Annotated in this window: 16 protein-coding genes and 1 tRNA gene; 12 read left to right on the top strand and 5 right to left on the bottom strand. The window is 60.9% G+C overall.

Translation table 11 applies throughout. The features are described 5' to 3' along the window. Positions 1 to 35: 35 nt before the first annotated feature. Positions 36 to 1,697 carry an OFA family MFS transporter gene (locus HU759_RS02550; protein WP_099549501.1) on the bottom strand — a complete coding sequence of 554 codons (1,662 nt, stop codon included), beginning with the start codon at positions 1,695 to 1,697 and terminating at the stop codon, positions 36 to 38. 326 nt (positions 1,698 to 2,023) lie between these two features. On the opposite strand from HU759_RS02550, the gene HU759_RS02545 reads away from it, so the two are divergent. The 5 genes from HU759_RS02545 (at position 2,024) to HU759_RS02525 (ending at position 6,593) form a co-directional block, all read left to right on the top strand. Next, a complete protein-coding gene (locus HU759_RS02545) occupies positions 2,024 to 4,240 on the top strand; it encodes an AsmA family protein (RefSeq protein ID WP_170039573.1) in 2,217 nt (738 codons plus the stop codon). Beyond that, positions 4,237 to 5,304, top strand: a complete 1,068-nt coding sequence (gene mutY / locus HU759_RS02540) for an A/G-specific adenine glycosylase (RefSeq protein WP_138449385.1) — start codon at positions 4,237 to 4,239, stop codon at positions 5,302 to 5,304. The genes HU759_RS02545 and mutY overlap by 4 nt, the downstream gene beginning before the upstream one ends. Further along, entirely contained in the window at positions 5,301 to 5,573 is a 273-nt protein-coding gene (locus HU759_RS02535) for an oxidative damage protection protein (protein ID WP_017138649.1), read from the top strand. Before mutY ends, HU759_RS02535 begins: the two co-directional genes overlap by 4 nt. 103 nt (positions 5,574 to 5,676) lie before the next feature. Beyond that, a tRNA-Phe gene (locus HU759_RS02530) sits at positions 5,677 to 5,752 on the top strand. 166 nt (positions 5,753 to 5,918) lie between these two features. Then, the gene (locus HU759_RS02525) at positions 5,919 to 6,593 is read left to right on the top strand and encodes a hypothetical protein (RefSeq protein WP_176991709.1); all 675 of its coding nucleotides are present in this window, start codon (positions 5,919 to 5,921) and stop codon (positions 6,591 to 6,593) included. An 8-nt stretch (positions 6,594 to 6,601) separates the two neighbouring features. Here the strand turns inward: HU759_RS02525 and HU759_RS02520 are convergent, their stop codons facing one another. Together HU759_RS02520 and HU759_RS02515 are read right to left on the bottom strand one after the other, a co-directional pair. After that, entirely contained in the window at positions 6,602 to 8,209 is a 1,608-nt protein-coding gene (locus HU759_RS02520; RefSeq protein ID WP_186617974.1) for a glycosyltransferase family 39 protein, read from the bottom strand. Positions 8,210 to 8,297: 88 nt separating this feature from the next. Further along, complete coding sequence (locus HU759_RS02515; RefSeq protein WP_186617975.1) at positions 8,298 to 9,263, bottom strand: arsenic resistance protein; 966 nt, start codon at positions 9,261 to 9,263, stop codon at positions 8,298 to 8,300. Positions 9,264 to 9,432: 169 nt separating this feature from the next. Here HU759_RS02515 and HU759_RS02510 point away from each other — a divergent pair, with 169 nt between their 5' ends. Beyond that, entirely contained in the window at positions 9,433 to 10,341 is a 909-nt protein-coding gene (locus HU759_RS02510) for an alpha/beta fold hydrolase (RefSeq protein ID WP_186617976.1), read from the top strand. A 72-nt stretch (positions 10,342 to 10,413) separates the two neighbouring features. After that, on the top strand, positions 10,414 to 10,827 hold the full coding sequence (locus HU759_RS02505; protein ID WP_186617977.1) for a hypothetical protein: 414 nt from the start codon (positions 10,414 to 10,416) through the stop codon (positions 10,825 to 10,827). Positions 10,828 to 10,971: 144 nt separating this feature from the next. Here HU759_RS02505 and gabP read toward each other — a convergent pair whose 3' ends face one another. Then, on the bottom strand, positions 10,972 to 12,363 hold the full coding sequence (gene gabP, locus HU759_RS02500; protein WP_099549508.1) for a GABA permease: 1,392 nt from the start codon (positions 12,361 to 12,363) through the stop codon (positions 10,972 to 10,974). Between the two features lie 554 nt (positions 12,364 to 12,917). Here gabP and HU759_RS02495 point away from each other — a divergent pair. The 5 genes from HU759_RS02495 (at position 12,918) to HU759_RS02475 (ending at position 17,126) form a co-directional block, all read left to right on the top strand. Beyond that, positions 12,918 to 13,691 (top strand): ABC transporter ATP-binding protein, encoded by a 774-nt coding sequence (locus tag HU759_RS02495; protein WP_017138656.1) that lies wholly within the window; start codon positions 12,918 to 12,920, stop codon positions 13,689 to 13,691. Positions 13,692 to 13,704: 13 nt separating this feature from the next. Further along, positions 13,705 to 14,457 carry an ABC transporter substrate-binding protein gene (locus tag HU759_RS02490; RefSeq protein WP_017138657.1) on the top strand — a complete coding sequence of 251 codons (753 nt, stop codon included), beginning with the start codon at positions 13,705 to 13,707 and terminating at the stop codon, positions 14,455 to 14,457. A 77-nt stretch (positions 14,458 to 14,534) separates the two neighbouring features. Beyond that, positions 14,535 to 15,230, top strand: a complete 696-nt coding sequence (locus HU759_RS02485) for an ABC transporter permease (RefSeq protein ID WP_017138658.1) — start codon at positions 14,535 to 14,537, stop codon at positions 15,228 to 15,230. A gap of 38 nt (positions 15,231 to 15,268) precedes the next feature. Next, a complete protein-coding gene (locus HU759_RS02480) occupies positions 15,269 to 15,958 on the top strand; it encodes an ABC transporter permease (RefSeq protein WP_026013808.1) in 690 nt (229 codons plus the stop codon). Further along, complete coding sequence (locus tag HU759_RS02475; protein ID WP_186617978.1) at positions 15,939 to 17,126, top strand: methyltransferase; 1,188 nt, start codon at positions 15,939 to 15,941, stop codon at positions 17,124 to 17,126. The genes HU759_RS02480 and HU759_RS02475 overlap by 20 nt, the downstream gene beginning before the upstream one ends. A gap of 241 nt (positions 17,127 to 17,367) precedes the next feature. Here the strand turns inward: HU759_RS02475 and bcsQ are convergent, their stop codons facing one another. Continuing rightward, on the bottom strand, positions 17,368 to 18,267 hold the full coding sequence (bcsQ, locus tag HU759_RS02470; protein WP_186617980.1) for a cellulose biosynthesis protein BcsQ: 900 nt from the start codon (positions 18,265 to 18,267) through the stop codon (positions 17,368 to 17,370). Between the last annotated feature and the right edge of the window lie 75 nt (positions 18,268 to 18,342).

Below are 18,342 nucleotides of genomic sequence, written 5' to 3'. Positions count from 1 at the left end.
CCTGTGGGAGCCGCGCTCGCCCGACTACAGCGGCATCAGTGGAACAACACCGCCGTCTTCTGCAGGGTCACCCACACACCCCACGCCAACGGAATACCTACCACCAGCCAGGCGGCAACAGCCATCGGCACGGTACCAGGGGCCGCTTTCCACTCCAGCGAAGTGCTGGCATCGGCGCCTTTGTCATGGCCCAGCGCCTGCTCGGCAGCCAGTTCAGCGTCGGTCATGAAGTACTTGTCGGCCACCGGGCGCACCAGCAGGTTGCAGAGGAAACCCAGCACCAGCAGGCCTGCAAGGATGTACAAGGTGATGTCGTAAGCCGCAGCGCGCGGAACGCCGATGCTCAGTTGGTATTCGCGAAGGTAGTTCACCAACACCGGGCCCAGCACGCCGGCCGCCGCCCATGCGGTCAACAGGCGACCGTGGATCGCGCCGACCATTTGGGTGCCGAACAGGTCGGCCAGGTACGCAGGCACAGTCGCAAAACCGCCGCCGTACATCGACAGGATGATGCAGAACGCCGCCACAAACAGCGCCACGTTGCCCAGGTGCCCCAGGTTCGGGATCAGCGCGTACAGGGCAAAGCCCAGGGCGAAGAACACGAAGTAGGTGTTTTTACGGCCCAGGTAGTCGGAGAACGACGCCCAGAAGAACCGGCCACCGATGTTGAACAGGCTCAACAGACCGGTGAAACCTGCAGCGATAGCCGCAATGGAGGCCAGTTGACCTGCGTCCAGCTGGCCGAACGGCACATCCACACCCAGTAACTTGCCACCGAACACTTCCTGCAGCAGCGGCGAAGCCATGCCGAGGATGCCGATACCGGCGGACACGTTCAGGCACAGCACCAGCCATACCAGACGGAATTGCGGGGTTTTCCACGCCACGTTCACGTGCACGTGACGGTGAGTGATCATCGCGTTGCTGGCTTTTTTCGCCGGCGCGGTCCAGCCCTCAGGCTTCCAGCCGGTCGGCGGAACGCGGTAGGACAGTGCACCACCGATCATGAACACGAAATAAATCACGGCCATGACTACAAAGCTCTGCCACACGCCCACGCTGGTTGGCGAGGCAAAATGGCCCATCAGCGCTGCGGCCAACGGTGCCCCCACCATTGCGCCACCGCCGAAGCCCATGATCGCCATGCCAGTGGCCATGCCGCGCTTGTCCGGGAACCACTTGATAAGCGTCGATACAGGCGAGATATAACCCAGGCCCAGGCCGATACCGCCGATCACGCCGGAGCCGATCCACATCAGCCAGATCTGGTGGGTATAAATCCCCAGCGCCGAAATCAACAGGCCGCCGCACCAGCACAACGCCGATACAACGCCCGCCTTACGTGGCCCGGCATGTTCCAGCCAGCCGCCCCAGATGGCTGCCGAGCAACCCAGGAAGATGAAAAACAGCGTGTAGATCCAGCCCAGCATGGAGATGGGCCAGTCGCACTGGGACGAGAAGACTTGCGCGATAAAGCTCATGTCCGGCGCGCAGGCGACCGGCGCGGTGATACCCAGAGCCTTGGACAGCGGCAGCCAAAACACCGAGAACCCGTAGGCCATGCCGATGCAGAGGTGGATGGCCAGGGCGGCCGGCGGAACCAGCCAGCGGTTGAAGCCGGGCTTGGCGATAATGCGCTCCTTGGACAGGAACGCGGGCTGCGCGGCAGTACTACCGGCCGCAGTGCTAGTGCTCATTGGTGTTTCCCCCAGTTATTAGTATGTGTCCGTCAGGCGCTCTCTCCCTCGACCTTGCACGCAGAGCGTTGGCCGTTGTTGTTGAGTAAAGCTCCTTTTAAGCGCGACGCTGTGTCGCAGACGACAGACGAACCCGCGAAGATTAGCACCAGTGGATGACAGAAAAACCAAACTGACATCACCTTTTTCACTCAACCTGATCTGCCTGACGGCAAAATCCTATTTTGCCGTCCCTGGATACAATGTAACGATGCGTGAACTGACGCAGGCCTTCGGGCGTTATACTCTGCGGCTAAATTTTGAAATCGACATACAAGGACTCGCCCATGAAAGCGTTCGGCAAAATCCTGGGTCTGGTACTCCTCGGGCTGTTGCTGATCATTGTGGCCCTGGGCTTTGCCCTGACCCACCTCTTCGATCCCAACGACTACAAAGACGAGATTCGCCAGATTGCCCGCGACAAGGCCCACATCGAGCTGACGCTCAATGGCGATATTGGCTGGAGCCTGTTCCCCTGGCTGGGCCTTGAGTTGCACGAAGCCAGCGTGGCAACCCTGACCACCCCGACCCAACCGTTCGCCGACTTGCAAATGCTCGGCCTGTCGGTGCGCGTGCTGCCACTGCTGCGCCGCGAAGTGCAGATGAGCGATGTGCGTGTCGAAGGCCTCAACCTGCGCCTTAACCGTGACAAGCAAGGCCACGGCAACTGGGAAGACATCGGCAAGAATGTGCCCGACGCGGCCGAAATCGCCAGCGCCCCTGCCCCAGCGCAAGCCCCTGCCGAACCCGAACCGGAGAAGCCACCCAAGCCGATCCGCCTGGACATCGACAGCCTTACCATCAACAACGCCCGCGTTGAATACAACGATGAACAGACCGGCAAACAGTTCAGTGCCGAAAGCATCCAGTTGAGCGCCGGCGCCGTGCACGAAGGCGCGAGTATTCCACTCAAACTCACTGCATTCCTGGGCAGCAACCAGCCGCTGATGCGCGTCAAAACCGAACTGAACGGCAACCTGCGCATCCAGCGTGCCCTGCAGCGCTACCAGTTCGAAGACATGAAACTCAGCGGCGAAGCCACCGGCGAGCCGCTGCTAGGCAAGACCGTGACCTTCTCCACCCAGGGCCAATTGCTGGTGGACCTGGCGGCCAACATCGCCGAGTGGACCAACCTCAAGCTCTCCGCCAACCAACTGCGCGCCTTGGGCGAACTGAAGGTCAATGACCTGAACAAATCCCCGCAAGTCAGCGGCGCGTTGTCGATTGCCCAGTTTGACCTGGCCAAGTTCCTCGACAGCATCGGCCACCCGCTGCCGCCCATGGCTGACGGCAGCCTGAGCAAGGTCGAGCTGGTCAGCCGCCTCAAGGGCACCCCGACCAGCGTGGCGCTGGAAGACCTGAACCTGAAACTCGACGGCAGCACCTTTACCGGTCGCATCGCCGTGGATGACTTCGCCAAGCAAGCCTTGCGCGTGCAGCTCAAGGGCGACACCTTCAACGCCGACAACTACCTGCCGGCCAAGTCCGAATCGGCCAAAGGTGCAACCGCTGCCCGCCAGGCCGAAGTGCAGAACAGCGAAGCTGGCGCCATGGCCGCCGGTGGCACCACACCACTGCCGGAAGCCCCGACCAAAGGCGCGTGGAGCACCGACAAACTGCTGCCACTGACCCGCCTGCGCACCCTGGACGTCAACGCCGACCTGGCTTTTGGGCAACTGACCCTGAGCAAGCTGCCGATCCAGAATGCAGCGCTCAAAGCCTCCGGCGCCGATGGCCAGCTCAAGCTCGACACCTTGAGCGGCGGCCTCTACAACGGCACCTTCCAGGCCAACGGCACACTCGATGTGCGCCAGGACATCCCGCTGCTGGCGCTGCAAACCCACATCAAACAAGTGCCGGTTGAACGCATCCTGCAAGCCCAGGGGCAAAACCCGCCGGTCAAAGGCCAGGTCACCCTCGACAGCAACCTCAGCGGCCGTGGCAACAGCCAAAAGGCGCTGATCGACAGCCTCAACGGTACCGCCAGCTTTGTGATCACTAACGGCGCGCTGCTCAACGCCAACATTGAACAACAACTGTGCACCGGCATCGCCTTGCTCAATCGCAAAACCCTGAGCACCACGCCACAGGGCAAGGACACGCCGTTCCAGGAACTGCGCGGCACGCTTAACTTCCGTAACGGCGTGGCGAGCAACCCGGACCTCAAAGTGCGCATCCCGGGCCTGGCGGTTAACGGCAACGGTGACGTCGACCTGCGTGTGCTGGGCATGGACTACCGCGTCGGCATCATCGTCGAAGGCGACCAGCGCGACGTGCCGGACCCGGCCTGCCAGGTCGGCGCCAACTTCCAGAACATCGAAGTGCCGCTGCGCTGCCGTGGCCCGCTGGAGCTGGGCGCCAAGGCCTGCCGCCTGGACAAGGACGGCTTGACCCAGGTCGCCATCAAAGCCGCCGGCAACAAGCTCAGCGACAAAATCGAAGAGAAGCTCGACAAGGTTAATCCGCAGCTTAAAGACGCCCTTAAAGGCCTGTTCAAACGATGAGAAACGAGCAGTTTTCACAGGCGGTGCTGGATTGGTACGACCGCCACGGTCGCCATGACCTGCCCTGGCAACAGGGCATCACGCCTTACCGGGTGTGGGTCTCGGAGATCATGTTGCAACAGACCCAGGTGAGCACCGTGCTCAATTACTTCGACCGGTTCATGGCTTCCTTGCCGACGGTCGAAGCCCTGGCCGCCGCGCCGGAAGATGAAGTGCTGCACCTGTGGACCGGCCTGGGTTACTACACCCGTGCACGTAACCTGCAGAAGACCGCCAAGATTGTCGTTGCTGAATACGGCGGCGAATTTCCCAAGGATGTGGAAAAACTCACTGAGCTGCCTGGCATTGGCCTGTCCACTGCCGGCGCCATCGCCAGTTTGAGCATGGGCCTGCGCGCGCCGATCCTGGACGGCAACGTCAAACGCGTGCTGGCGCGCTTTACTGCGCAAGAGGGCTACCCCGGCGAACCCAAGGTCGCGAAACAGCTCTGGGCCACCGCTGAGCGCTTTACGCCCCACGACCGCGTCAACGCCTACACCCAGGCAATGATGGACATGGGCGCCACCCTCTGCACGCGCAGCAAGCCAAGCTGCCTGCTGTGCCCGCTGGAAAAAGGCTGCGAAGCCCACATGCTCGGCCTGGAAACACGCTACCCGATCCCCAAGCCACGCAAGACCATCCCGCAAAAGCGCACGCTGATGCCACTGCTGGCCAACGCCGAGGGCGCGATCCTGCTTTACCGTCGCCCGTCCACGGGCCTGTGGGGCGGCTTGTGGAGCTTGCCGGAACTCGATGACCTGCAAGACCTGGAACACCTCGCCAACCAGCACGCGCTGGCACTGGGCGAGCAACAGGCGCTGCCAGGGCTGATCCACACCTTCAGCCACTTCCAGCTGGCCATCGAGCCCTGGCTGGTGCAGGTCGAGGAATCCGCCCATCACGTGGCCGAGGCCGACTGGCTCTGGTATAACCTCGCCACCCCGCCGCGCCTGGGCCTTGCCGCCCCGGTGAAAAAACTGCTGAAGCGCGCGGCCGACGTATTGAACGCAGGAGTTTCGTCATGACCCGCACCGTAATGTGCCGCAAGTACAAAGAAGAACTGCCAGGCCTGGAACGCCCTCCGTACCCAGGTGCCAAGGGCCAGGACATTTTCGAGCATATCTCTGCCCAAGCCTGGGGTGACTGGCTGAAACACCAGACCCTGCTGATCAACGAAAAACGCCTGAACATGATGAACGGCGAAGATCGCAAATACCTGGCGGGCGAAATGGACAAGTTCTTTTCCGGCGAGGATTACGCCAAGGCCGACGGTTACGTGCCGCCTGCTCAATAATTGATCAAAAACCGGGGTCGGCACGTAAGCGACGGTAATAATTAAATATTTTTTGAAAACTTGCTTGACGACCCCCTGAAAAACCCGTTTAATGCGCCCCGTTGCCCAGATAGCTCAGTCGGTAGAGCAGGGGATTGAAAATCCCCGTGTCGGCGGTTCGATTCCGTCTCTGGGCACCACTAATACCGAAAAACCCCAAGCGAAGATGATTCCTTGGGGTTTTTTATTGCCTGCGATTTAGTGGCCGCGGGCCAATGCCCCGCCCGATTCACACCCGAGGGTTATTTATCCCGCTGCTCGATCGTTTAGCTGTTACTGAATTTTCTGTTGCAAGGTAGTTATTTGATGAACCGGTACTTGATCTGCGCGCTGTTGCTGCTGACGGCGTTGCTCAGTGGCTGCGCCACACAAATGGATGTCTCGATCAACGCAACCCCCGATCCGGACTATCACTTTGATCGACAGGCACTGGTGCTGGTGACCACGTCCGTGGGCGGCAGCGCGCAAAACACGCTCAATGCCCGCTATTACCTGCGGGACATGGTCAGCGCCATGAAGGACCAGGGCTTTCGCGAGGTGTACACCGATGCCAGCCTGCCCAAGAACCATGGGCCAATCAAAATGACCATCATCCTGGACGTCGACAGCAAGCAGGTCACTTACCGCTATACCGCCACCGATTACGGCCAGGTGCCCACCAGCACCACCACCGAGTGCAAGAAGAACAAAAAGAAAGCCGACCAGCTGACCTGCACCAGCAAGCCGAACACCACCTACGGCCCGGTGGGCACCTCGGAGCGCACCGGCTACACCACGCTCACTACCTTCACCGCCACCGCGCGTGACGAAGCAAGCCGGCGCGCGGTGTACGTGTTGCGGGTGATGTCCTACAACGAAGACTGCCAGGCCACCAAGATCGAAGCGTTCCTGGTCGAACAGGGCCTGCAGAACCTCAACTTCCAGGACCGCGTGCAGCGCAACTACACCGTGACGATGCCCGAGGGCTACCAGTGCAAGTAGGCGCCTGGCTACTTCAGTAGAAACACCATCAGCGGGTTGTCGTTAAGCCGCCCTTCGAAGTTCGGCGCCTGCTGCTGCATCGGCGTGCCCTTGAGCAGCGCCGCTTCTTTGCGCGGCACCAGCACCCAGGATGGACGCGGCAGGGTGGCGAGCTTCTCAGGCTCGTTACCGGCGACGAACAGCGGTTGCTCATCGTACGTCAGGTTCATCATGTAGCGGATAGCCCAGGTGTCGCGGCCAAGGTCGACAAACACCAATGGCCCCGGCTGCGCCGCACGTAATGCCTCTACCTGGCTGACAAACTTGCGGGTGTCGTATTGCAGGTCCTTGGCCGGGTCGATCACCACCACCAGCAGCAACCATTGCGCCGCCAAGGCGATCACACTGAGCCACACCAGGCGCAACGGGCGACGCCAGGCAATCAGCGCCGCCACTTGCAGCACCACCCACACGCCAATCAACGGCGGCAGCGACACGTCGGGCCAGTAACCGTGCTTCTGCCAGGTGTGCCGGCAGATAAACAACACCACCACGCACAACGCCGGTAGCGCCACGACAAGCCATTCGTAGCAGCGGCGCACGCCGACGAACCAGTTTTGCGCCTGGAGCAGCCCATAGGCAGCGACAGCGGCAAACATCGGCACCATCGGCAGAATGTAGTAAGCGCGCTTGAAGTGCGGCACCGACAGCCCGAGCAGGATCATCAGGCCACAGGCCGCCAGCCGCACCACCATTTGCACGTCTTCGTTGACCCAGCGCTCAGACCAGCGATGCCGCAGCGCGATCATCGCCGCCAACGCCAACGGCACCACCGGGAAATAGCGATACAAACTCAGCTTGAAGTAGAAGTAGAACGGCTCGCCGGACTCGTCGAGGCGCCCACTGACCTGCATCCTGAACACATCGTCGGCAAAGGCCTCGCCACCGCTGAAACGCGCCAGCTTCATCAGCGCCCACCAGCAGGCCCCGAGCAACAGCAGCCCGACAAAACCATGGATCAACACCTGCTTGACCCGCTCGCCCGGCTTGCCCAACGCCCAGTAAACGCACACCACGCCGCAGACTTCGATAAGCCCCAAAGGCCCACGAATCGCGAAGGCCAGCACAAACAACGGGAACACCGCCAACTGTCGAAGCCGTGACCCGAGACGCTCGCCCGTGTGCAGCAGGTAGAAGCTGCCTACGCATAAGAGCGCGACCATCAGGTCCAGGCAGACCGAGCGCGACTTATCGAGCAATTGGGTGGTAAGCAGCGTCAGCAGCACCGTCAGCAATGCCCAAGGCCGACTGAACGGTACCAGCAGGCGATAGATCAGGGCGATCACACCCGCCGCAGCAAGGGCCGTCGGCAGTACGTTGGCCAGGTGGTTCGGCGCGCCGAACAGGCGGGCAAACACAAAGCTGAAGAAAGTCGCAGTGCCGGGATAGTCCGGGTACGGCTGGCCGTAGGTGGTAGGAAAAAGACTCGCGCCATGGCGAAACATTTCCTGCATGAACAACGCCCAGCGCCCGTCAAAGCCTTGGGGTTGCTCGTCCCAGATACCCAAGGTAAACAGCAATAAAGCGATCAGAAACAGGCCCAGAGACTCCAGGCGATAACGGCTGCGGTGATCCATCGAATGTCCTTTCAGGTGGGGTACGCCGACTCCATGGTGCCGACTCCACCCCTGAATAACGCCTGAACAAATCCGAGTATTTATGGACTTATCGACCGGCGCGCCACACCAGCGCGGGAATCAGCCGGATGTAGAGTAGCTCGCCCACCAGCTCAAGCAGGGTTTGGAGGATCACCGCCGTTGCGGCCAGCCCGCGCACGTCTTCAGGCAGGGCCAACGCCAGTGGCAGCACCACCAATGAGTTGCGCGTCGAAGCACTGAAGGTCACCGCCCGCGCGGTAACAGCAGGCAACGCAAACAACCGCGCAGCCAGCGCGCCTATCAGCGGCGCCAGCAACAGGAAGCCGAGGTACACCGGGATCACCGGCAACAACAACGCAATATCGCGCACCACCGAAGTGATCTGCGAGCCGATCACCACAAACAGCACCAACGCCATCGCCGGCACCGGCAGCCAGGCCCAGGCGTTGTTCCAAACATTGATAGCGCTTGAGCGCCGCGCCAGGCAGGTGGTCAGCACCGCCAGGATCATCGGCAGCACAATCAGCAACAGGAACGCCTCGACAAACGGCCCCACCGCCACCACCACGGCGGACTGGGCGCCCAGCATGAAGCTCAGGTACACCGGCAGCAGCACCAATTGCAGCAACAACAACACCGGCGTCGCCGCCAGCATCAGCCGCGAGTCACCCTTACCGATATGGGTAAACACCACCACATAGTCGATACACGGCGTAAGCAACACCAGCAACGCGCCCACCAACAACGCCGGGCGCTCCACCAGGCCTCGGGTCAACACCCACACCAGCAAGGGCACCAGAATGAAATTGGCCAGCAGCAATGCGCCGATGAAGCGCTTATTGCCTAAACCCTGGCGCAAGTCCAGAAACGGGATTTGCAGGAACATGGCGTACATCAGCACTGCGATGGCAGGCGTGACCAGCACGCCAAGACCTTGGGCTGACAAAGGGGCGAACACGCCAAATGCGACCGCCAGGAGCACGGCGACGAAGTAGATCGGGATTTGGTTGTGTTCGAGGGTGTCACGGGTCATGGGCTGACTCTGGTTGATCAATTGATCGCAAGCCTAAGCACCGGGAGCGCCGAGGTCGAGCATCGCGACATTTCCTGCGCCCATCACGCGCTAAATTTGTTAGTTTCGGCTTCTTATAAAAGCGCGCGGATCAAGCCCGTACCAAAAAGCGCAAGTATCGAGCCGACTCATGAACCTGCCCACCCGCCCTGCCCCACAAACATTCTGCGAGCCCGCTGCCGACGGCTACCCAATCGGCGGCTTCACCTGGCGCCACCCGCGCACCGACTTCGAACGCCCGGTCGTCATCATCAACGCCGCCACCTCGGTCCGCTGCCGCCACTATTCACGCTTCGCCGACTACCTGTTTGCCAACGGCTTCGACGTGATCACCTACGACTACCGTGGCATCGGCGAATCCCGCAGCGGCGCGTTGCGAGGCTTCAAGGCGTCGTGGTCAGATTGGGGCGTGCTGGATTTCGAGGCGATGCTGCAGCGCGCACAGCGGGAGTTTCCGGGGCAGCCGATTGATGTGGTCGGCCACAGTTTTGGAGGGTGCGCGGCAGGGCTCGGTGCTTGCGGCGCAGTGATTCGGCGCATCGTCACGGTCGGCGCGCAGTTTGCGTACTGGCGCGATTACGCGGCGAGCGGACGCTGGCGCATGTTTGCCAAGTGGCATGTGGTGATGCCGCTGGTGACGGCCCTGTGCGGCTACTTCCCCGGCAAGCGCATGGGCTGGCTGGAGGACACGCCGGCAGGCGTGGTGCGCGACTGGAGCATGCCGACACCGCGCTATGAAACGCGCCCCAGCGGGCGCGGCCTGGGCGCGCTGCCCTTTGCCCGGGTGAAGGCGCAGTTGCTGGCCATCAGCATCACCGACGATCCGTTTGGGACTGTGGCGGCTATTGAGCGGCTGCTGGGCTATTTTGAAAACAGCGCGCGCACTCACCTGCGAATCGCGCCCGGGGATATCGGCGAAAAAGCCGTCGGGCATTTCGCCTTCTTTCGCAGTGAATATCAGGACCGGTTGTGGCCGATTGCGCTGGGATGGCTGCAGAAAGGCGAATTGGCGCCCGGCACACCCGGCGTGCGCGTCTAGATTTCCTTGGGATTTCCCCCAACCTGCGCTTCAATACCCCACCCCGATTAAGAACCCAAGGACGTTGAGCCCATGGCCTCGCCGAACAAGCAGCAAAAACGTGCCCACCGGGCCAAGGCCAAGGCCAAGCAAAACCGCAGCCAGCGCGCCGTCGCGACCAAGCCGGATGCGTTCGCTGGCGACGACAGCCGCATTGACCTTGAGTCGGTGGATTTGACCGAGTTGTTCGTCGAGATGCGCGCAGCCGGCGAGAGCAGCCAGCAAGCGTTGTGTGCTGCATTCCTGGCGCACCCACTGTTGGCCGTGGTGCTGGAGCAGGAAGGCGAAGAAGACGCGACAGATTTTATCCTGGCGGCGCTGATCGAGTATCGCCAGTGGGCGACGGACACCGAGGATGAAGCAGCGGCGCTGGCGTGGATTGAATCCCCGCAGTTCCAGGCCGATTACGTGGCGGCATCCCAGGCGCTGGCCAACTCCCAGGACTGACACAAAACAACTGTGGGAGCGGGCTTGCCCGCGATGGCGGTGTGTCAGGCGAGGAATTTATCGACTGCCAGCCCGTCATCGCGGGCAAGCCCGCTCCCACACTTTTTTTGAACTGCGGCGCACTGCGCACCGCAGTTCATCACATCAATTGAGTACCGCAGCGCCTACCTTCTGCGCCTTGCGACGGCTCGCCACGATCAGCCCAGCCAGCACTACCAACAAGCTCAGAATACCGGTCGCGATGATCTCGACACGGTGGGCTTCCTGGAACAGCATGATGGTCAACGTGCCGACGATGAACACCATCACCGCGTAGGTCAGGCCCGGGAACAGCCACATCTTGAAGACAATTTTCTCGCCAGCAGCGGTACGCTTCTGGCGCATGCGCAGTTGCGATACGGCGATCACCAGGTACACCAGCAACGCGATAGCGCCGGAGCTGGCCAGCAGGAATTCGAACACTGCAGCCGGCGCCACGTAGTTGGCGAATACCGCCAGGAACGCAGCACCCGTCGACAGCAACACTGCCCAGTAAGGCGTGCCGCTTTTGTTGGTGCGCTTGGCCACGGCCGGTGCATCACCGCGACGGCCCAAGGAGAACAGCATGCGCGAGGCGGTGTACAGCGCCGAGTTGAGGCAGCTGGTCACGGCTACCAATACCACCAGGTCGACGATCAGCTTGGCATTCGGGATGCCCATGCGCTCAAGCACGGTCTGGTAGGAACCTACCGCCGCCAGGGTCGGATCGTTCCATGGCACCAGGGACACCACGATGAAGATCGACAGCAGGTAGAACAAACCAATCCGCCAGATCACCGAGTTGGTGGCCTTGGTGATTTGCTGGCCAGGGTTCTTCGATTCGGCCGCTGCAATGGTGACGATCTCGGTACCCATGAACGAGAACATGGTGGTCAGGATCGCCGCCAATACCGCACCCATGCCATTAGGCATGAAGCCCTGGGTGTCGAACAGGTGCGAAACACCGCTGACCTGGCTGGTCGGCAGGAAGCCGAAGATCGCCGCGAGGCCCAGAATCACAAAGGCTACGATCGCCACGACTTTGATCAGCGCAAACCAGAACTCGAACTCGCCGTAGTTCTTCACGCTGAACAGGTTGGTGGCCGTGAGCAGCAAGGTGATGATCAGGGTAAACGCCCAGATCGCCACATCGGGAAACCAGGCATGCAGGATGGTCGCGGCGGCGTTGGCTTCCAGTGGAATCACCAGCACCCAGAACCACCAGTACAACCAGCCGATAGTGAAACCGGCCCAGTGACCGATCGCACGGTCGGCATAGGTGGAGAACGAACCGGTGTCCGGGGAGGCCACGGCCATTTCGGCGAGCATGCGCATCACCAACACCACCAGCGTGCCCGCAGCGGCGTACGCCAGCAGTACGGCGGGGCCGGCGGCTGCAATCGCGTGGCCGGAGCCGACAAACAAACCGGCACCAATAACGCCGGCAATCGACAGCATGGTGACGTGACGCGGTTTGAGCCCCTGTTCGAGGTCATTGGAGCTTTGCGTACTACTCATTGACACACCTTTGCGAGGAATTGCGAAAACGGTCCGCCCGGCCTGCGATCCTTCTCGTGAAAAGAAACCAACGGGGCGTTCTTTATTTTTTACGCAAGATTTGCGCCAAAATATTACAGAGCCGCGATTGACGCGGGCTGTAGGACAATTCATTAGCTCACGCAAGTCATTGAGAACAATGGCATTCCGCTATAGCGTTACCGTGCGACCCAACTGCGACACGAAAATACGCACCAAAAACACACACAAAAAGTACGGGACGCTCCATAAAAGGGCTGATAAGGACCGTTTGCCCGGTTAACCCTTCCAACACCCGGCCAAAGCTGGCACCATCGCGCCCTTTTTTACGCGAAGCCTGTGGATTTATCGGGTTCAGACGTCTGTAGGTTGTTGATAGCGCGACACGCTGCTGTGCCGATGCGACACCTTGCCGCAGACCACCCGTTAACCGTCCGCAGCGCTGTTGGCTGCCATCCGAACGCTATGCTAGCTTGGCGCCTCGCCAGGAAGGCGGCCCAACAGCAAGAATGCACTGAACACAATGAGGACCGCACATGGCTGAGGCCGCGCCCGCGCTTGAAATCCGCAACTTGCATAAACGCTATGGTGAGCTGGAGGTACTCAAAGGTATCTCGCTGACCGCCCGCGACGGCGACGTGATCTCGATCCTGGGTTCCTCCGGTTCCGGCAAGTCCACCTTTTTGCGTTGCATCAACCTGCTGGAAAACCCGCATCAGGGCCAGATCCTGGTGGCCGGTGAAGAGCTCAAGCTAAAAGCCGCGAAAAACGGCGAACTGATGGCCGCCGACGGCAAACAGATCAACCGCCTGCGCAGCGAAATCGGTTTTGTGTTTCAAAACTTTAACCTGTGGCCGCACATGAGCATCCTCGACAACATCATCGAGGCGCCCCGCCGTGTGCTCGGCCAGAGCAAGGCCGAAGCGATAGAAGTGGCCGAAGCCCTGCTGGCCAAGGTCGGCATCAGCGATAAACGCCACGCCTACCCGGCGCAACTGTCCGGCGGCCAGCAACAACGCGCGGCCATTGCGCGCACCCTGGCGATGCAGCCCAAGGTCATCCTGTTCGACGAGCCGACATCGGCGCTTGACCCGGAAATGGTCCAGGAAGTACTTAATGTGATCCGCGCGCTGGCCGAAGAAGGCCGCACCATGCTGCTGGTCACCCATGAAATGGGCTTTGCCCGTCAGGTTTCCAGTGAAGTGGTGTTCCTGCACCAGGGCCTGGTCGAAGAGCAAGGATCGCCACAGCAGGTGTTTGAAAACCCGCTTTCGGCGCGCTGCAAACAATTCATGTCCAGCAACCGCTAACGGAGCAACATGCATGCAGAACTATAAAAAATTCCTTCTGGCCGCGGCCGTTTCGATGGCGTTCAGCGCCACGGCCATGGCAGAAACCTTGAAAATGGGGATCGAAGCGGCATACCCGCCCTTCAACAATAAAGACGCCAGCGGCAACGTCGTGGGCTTTGACAAAGACATCGGCGACGCCCTGTGCGCCAAGATGAAAGTCGAAAAATGCGAAGTGTATGTGTCTGATTGGGACGGCATCATCCCGGCCCTGAACGCGAAGAAGTTCGACTTCCTGGTGTCTTCGCTGTCGATCACCGATGAGCGCAAGCAAGCCGTCGACTTCACCGACCCGTACTACTCCAACAAGCTGCAATTCATCGCACCTAAAGCCACAGCCGACTTCAAGACCGACGCCGGTTACCTGAAAGGCAAGATCATCGGCGCACAGCGCGCAACGCTGGCCGGTACTTACCTGGAAGACAAGCTGCCGGACACCACCGCCAAGCTCTACGACACCCAGGAAAACGCCTACCTCGACCTGACTTCCGGCCGTTTGGACGGGATTCTCGCCGACAAGTACGTGCAGTACGAATGGCTCAAGAGCAAAGACGGTTCGGCCTATGAGTTCAAAGGCGACCCGGTGGTAGAAAGCGACAAGATCGGTATCGCCGTACGCAAGGGCGACCCGCTGCGCGAGCGCCTGAACAAAGCCCTGGCAGAGATCAAGGCAGACGGCACCTACAAGAAGATCAACGACAAGTACTTCCCGTTCAGCATCGAATGATCTGAACGGCCTGACCGGCGCGCTTCTACTAGTAGCGCGCCGGCTTTCAGCAATGCCTGCCGCGATATGAAAACACCATGAATTTCGATCTCTACGGATTCGGCCCGGCGCTTGCCGCTGGCGCGCTGATGACCGTCAAACTGGCGCTCACGGCCCTGTGCCTGGGGCTGGTGCTGGGCCTTGCCGGCGCCTTGGCCAAGACTTCACCGTACAAGCCATTGCAATGGCTGGGCGGTGCTTACTCGACCATCGTTCGTGGCATTCCCGAGCTGTTGTGGGTGCTGCTGATTTACTTCGGCACCGTCAACCTGATGCGTGCCCTGGGCGAGTTTTTCGGTAACCCCGACCTTTCTCTCAGTGCCTTTGCCGCCGGGGTTATCGCCCTGGGCCTGTGCTTTGGCGCCTACGCCACGGAAGTGTTCCGTGGCGCGATTCTCGCCATTCCCAAAGGCCACCGCGAAGCCGGTGTGGCGCTGGGCCTGTCGAAGGTGCGGATTTTCACCCGCTTGATCATGCCGCAGATGTGGCGCATCGCCCTGCCGGGCCTGGGCAACCTGTTCATGATCCTGATGAAAGACACCGCGCTGGTGTCGGTGATCGGCCTTGAAGAAATCATGCGTCACGCACAAATCGGCGTGACCGTGACCAAGCAGCCGTTCACCTTCTTTATGGTGGCAGCCTTCATGTACCTGGGCCTCACCGTGCTGGCCATGACGGGCATGTACTTCCTGGAAAAACGCGCCGCCCGCGGCTTTGCAAGGAGCACCCAATGAGCGGTGACTACAGCTGGCTATCGCACTTCGACCTGGGCCTGAACTGGGCCGTGATCATCAAGTGGCTGCCCAAACTGGCCCAAGGCGCAACCCTGACCCTGGAACTGGTGGCCATCGCCGTGATCGCCGGCCTGCTGCTGGCGATTCCGCTGGGTATCGCGCGTTCCTCGCGCCGCTGGTACGTGAGCGCCCTGCCCTACGCCTATATTTTCTTCTTCCGTGGCACGCCGCTGCTGGTGCAGTTGTTCCTGGTCTATTACGGCCTGGCGCAGTTCGATGCCGTGCGTGAGAGCTTCATGTGGCCGTACCTGCGCGATCCGTTCTGGTGCGCCACGGCCACCATGACCTTGCACACCGCCGCCTATATCGCCGAGATCCTGCGCGGCGCTATCCAGGCCATCCCGCCGGGTGAGATCGAAGCGGCGCGCGCCCTGGGCATGTCCAAACCCAAGACGCTGTTCTACATCATCCTGCCGCGTGCCTCGCGCATTGGCCTGCCGGCGTACAGCAACGAAGTGATCCTGATGCTCAAGGCCAGCGCCCTGGCCAGCACCGTCACCCTGCTGGAACTGACCGGCATGGCGCGCACCATCATCGCCCGCACCTACCTGCCGGTGGAGATCTTCTTCGCCGCCGGGCTGTTCTACCTGCTGATGGCCTACATCCTGGTGCGCGGCTTCAAACTGCTCGAACGCTGGCTGCGCGTCGATGCTTGCCAGGGACGTTGAGGCTCGCTTTGCGGCGCTGGATGCGTTTCTAATCGAGCACCAAGGGCTGTGGCGACCACGGCCCTTTACGCACTTGCACTTACCCTGGGAACACCAGCACCCCGAGCTGGCCCAATGGCTGCGCCAGCGCTCGCTGGCCGATGCCGAAGCCAGTCACAACCACCCCTATGACCTGCCGGCGCCTGCGCCATTTCCACAGCTGGCTTTTCAGGCAGCGCAGCTCAGCGCTGTGGATAAGTTACCCGCACACACGCTGGAGCCTGCCCGCCATCGCCTGAACGTGGATGTGCCAGGGCGTAAATGGCAGCAAATTGAAGCGTTCGGCGCCGCGCTGAAGTTTGCCGCAACCCCCAAGCATTGGCTGGACTGGTGCGCCGGTAAAGGCCACCTCGGCCGGCGCTTGCTGCAACCTGGCCAACAGCTGACCTGCCTCGAGTACGACCCGGCACTGATCGCCTCGGGCCAGGCCTTGAGCGACCATCACGGTCTGGCTGTCACCCATCGCCTGCAAGACGTGATGGCCGATGTGGGGATCAGTGCCGAGCACACGCCCGTCGCCTTACACGCCTGCGGCGATCTGCATGTGCGGCTGTTGCACGTGGCCAGCGCGACGGGCTGCAAGCAGCTCGCGCTGGCACCTTGCTGCTATAACCGCATCGGCGCCGAGCGCTATCAGGCCTTGTCGACCGCCGGGCGCGCCTCGTTACTACAGCTTTCGGTCGATGACCTGGGGTTACCGCTGAGCGAAACCGTCACCGCCGGTAATCGCGTTCGCCAGCAACGGGACACGTCCATGGCCCGGCGCCTGGGTTTCGATCAGTTGCAACGCCAGCTGCGTGGCTGCGATGATTACCTGCCCACGCCTTCCCTGCCTGCCAGTTGGCTGGACAAACCCTTCGCTGACTACTGCCGGGAACTGGCGCGTCTCAAGGATTTATCCACAGGTGAACAGGATTGGGCGGCGCTGGAGGCACACGGCTGGCGGCGCTTGGCCGAGGTGCGCAGCCTGGAGTTGGTCAGAGGATTGTTTCGGCGGCCGCTGGAACTGTGGCTGGTCTTGGATCGCGCGCTGTTCTTGAAAGAACAGGGCTACAAGGTTGAGATAGGCACCTTCTGCGAATCTACGCTAACGCCGCGCAACTTGATGGTGCTGGCGGAGCGCGATTAAAGGGCGAAACTTCCTACACGCGCCCTGTGGATAACTCTGTTGATGAATTCTTTACAGAGGCCGTAGTTATCAGCGCTACAGACCAAAACCCACCCTGGTCATTTTTTGTTCACAAAATAAAACGCACACAAAACAGGCAGTTGCAGCGTGTTGAGAACGGCTCCACAAAATGGCTGTTTCGTGACAGGCCCGACCAACCGATTGTGCATAAGCATCTGGCGCTAACTGCATAAAGCGCGATTTATGCGGTTCTTTTCGGTGCTTTCAGCACGCGACAAATCTCGTTGATATCGTCGCCAGCCAGCCGCTTTGTAGCGTTATCCAACGGGTCGGCCGCAAACGCCAACGCTTCGTTGATCGCCATATCGCGGTGCATCTCCAGCGGCGCTTTGCCCAGCCGCTGTTTGAACGCCTCCAGCATGTCCAGGCTAAAGGCGTTGCTCTCATCCACTTGGTTGACCACCACATGCACCACTGGCGGGCGTTCACCCTCGAGGTGCGGCGCGAGCAATCCATCCAAATGATCAAGGGTACCCAGGCAGGCGGCGTCGGCCTGGGTGATAACCAGCACCACATCGGCCACGCTCAGCGCTTGATGGGAGTAAACGTTGTTACCGGCGGGCGTATCGATGATCACCGTCTGCCGCTCGCTCAAGCCCAGGGCCGCCAGGCGCTGCGCCAACCAGCTGGGTTCATGTTTGAGCCAGCGCTCGAGGCTTTCCTGCTGCTCAATGTCGATATCGCCAAAGGTTATGACCTGGCAACCGGCAAAGCCAAGCTGCTGCAGCGGGCTCCACTGCCCATGCTCCAGGCTGGTACGGCCGATACCCGGCAATGTCGCACTGAAGCCAAAGTGATGGCGCAAGGCATTCTGCGGGTCCAGGTCCAGCGCCACCACCGATTCGCCATGGCGCTGCAAACCGCTGCTCAACGCTGTCGCCAGAGTGCTGCGGCCGACACCACCATTGATCGACACCAACGCCACCACTTTGGGGCGCAGCGCTGCTGGATGAGTCGATTGGGAATGGGGGTTTTCGTTAGCGGGCACACTGCCAAAAACGTGCATGCGTGCATTGATGCCTTCGGCATCATGGCTGACGTTCTTGCCGAACAACGTCAACAGCTCTTCGCTAAGGCTCATGGGCAGCTCCTCACGACGCAGCTAAAGACGTGAAGGTCGGCAAGCAGGCACTTACCGCAGGTCTTATTATGGGCG

This window comes from Pseudomonas sp. OE 28.3, from assembly GCF_014268205.2.
Lineage (GTDB): Bacteria > Pseudomonadota > Gammaproteobacteria > Pseudomonadales > Pseudomonadaceae > Aquipseudomonas > Aquipseudomonas edaphica.
The sequence above is the reverse complement of the archived record's forward strand: the minus strand, read 5'-3'. Positions and strand labels throughout refer to the sequence as shown.

Excerpts from the sequence above, each read along its gene's own strand:
- HU759_RS02550 (WP_099549501.1), bottom strand. The coding sequence starts at position 1,697 with ATGAGCACTAGCACTGCGGCCGGTAGTACTGCCGCGCAGCCCGCGTTC.
- HU759_RS02545 (WP_170039573.1), top strand. The coding sequence starts at position 2,024 with ATGAAAGCGTTCGGCAAAATCCTGGGTCTGGTACTCCTCGGGCTGTTG.
- mutY (WP_138449385.1), top strand. The coding sequence starts at position 4,237 with ATGAGAAACGAGCAGTTTTCACAGGCGGTGCTGGATTGGTACGACCGC.
- HU759_RS02535 (WP_017138649.1), top strand. The coding sequence starts at position 5,301 with ATGACCCGCACCGTAATGTGCCGCAAGTACAAAGAAGAACTGCCAGGC.
- HU759_RS02525 (WP_176991709.1), top strand. The coding sequence starts at position 5,919 with ATGAACCGGTACTTGATCTGCGCGCTGTTGCTGCTGACGGCGTTGCTC.
- HU759_RS02520 (WP_186617974.1), bottom strand. The coding sequence starts at position 8,209 with ATGGATCACCGCAGCCGTTATCGCCTGGAGTCTCTGGGCCTGTTTCTG.
- HU759_RS02515 (WP_186617975.1), bottom strand. The coding sequence starts at position 9,263 with ATGACCCGTGACACCCTCGAACACAACCAAATCCCGATCTACTTCGTC.
- HU759_RS02510 (WP_186617976.1), top strand. The coding sequence starts at position 9,433 with ATGAACCTGCCCACCCGCCCTGCCCCACAAACATTCTGCGAGCCCGCT.
- HU759_RS02505 (WP_186617977.1), top strand. The coding sequence starts at position 10,414 with ATGGCCTCGCCGAACAAGCAGCAAAAACGTGCCCACCGGGCCAAGGCC.
- gabP (WP_099549508.1), bottom strand. The coding sequence starts at position 12,363 with ATGAGTAGTACGCAAAGCTCCAATGACCTCGAACAGGGGCTCAAACCG.
- HU759_RS02495 (WP_017138656.1), top strand. The coding sequence starts at position 12,918 with ATGGCTGAGGCCGCGCCCGCGCTTGAAATCCGCAACTTGCATAAACGC.
- HU759_RS02490 (WP_017138657.1), top strand. The coding sequence starts at position 13,705 with ATGCAGAACTATAAAAAATTCCTTCTGGCCGCGGCCGTTTCGATGGCG.
- HU759_RS02485 (WP_017138658.1), top strand. The coding sequence starts at position 14,535 with ATGAATTTCGATCTCTACGGATTCGGCCCGGCGCTTGCCGCTGGCGCG.
- HU759_RS02475 (WP_186617978.1), top strand. The coding sequence starts at position 15,939 with ATGCTTGCCAGGGACGTTGAGGCTCGCTTTGCGGCGCTGGATGCGTTT.
- bcsQ (WP_186617980.1), bottom strand. The coding sequence starts at position 18,267 with ATGAGCCTTAGCGAAGAGCTGTTGACGTTGTTCGGCAAGAACGTCAGC.